The following is a 689-nucleotide window of genomic DNA, read 5'->3' as shown; positions in this document are numbered from 1 at the left end:
CTTATTGTCAATCCAACACCACAAATCACAACAGCGGCAGTATTAACACCACTAGAAGTTTGTGATGACAATGCAGACGGTTTTGCAAGTTTTAATCTACCAACAAAAGAACTAGAAATCCTAAACCAATTAGATGCAGATCCCACTAACAATTTAGATTCTACACTATATACTATTACGTATTACACATCTGAAGCTAATGCAGAAGCACCAACCAATGCTATTGCAACACCAAATGCTTATGTAAATACAACCGTAGATGCGCAAACCATTTGGGTACGAGTAGAAGATAATGCTACAGCTTGTTACAAAACGGTAGCCTTAGATTTAATTGTAAATCCATTGCCAGTTTTAGCACAACCAACACCACTAAATTTATGTGATGTTAATAATCCTGGAGACGAAGTAGAAGCTTTCAATTTAGAAGATGCTAATGCCGAAATACTAGCCGGACAAACAGGTATCACTTTAACTTACTTTAGCACACAAGCTGGAGCAGATACAAACGACGGATCAGTAGAAATTTTCAGTCCATACTTAAATACAAGTAATGCACAAACAGTTTACGTAAGAGCAACAAACAATGTCACAGGTTGTGTAAGCACAATCACTTTAGACTTAAGAGTAAATCCATTACCATCACCAATAGCTTCACCAATGCCATTAGTAGCTTGTGATGATGATAATGA

1 pseudogene is annotated in these 689 nt (G+C 36.7%); it reads left to right on the top strand.

Features of this window, described 5'->3' with window-relative positions:
- Positions 1-689 (top strand): annotated as a pseudogene (locus Q0935_RS15800) (hypothetical protein); the annotation flags it as partial.

Source organism: uncultured Lacinutrix sp. (assembly GCF_947500605.1).
Classification (GTDB): domain Bacteria; phylum Bacteroidota; class Bacteroidia; order Flavobacteriales; family Flavobacteriaceae; genus Lacinutrix.
This window is presented reverse-complemented; position numbering and strand designations above follow the sequence as displayed.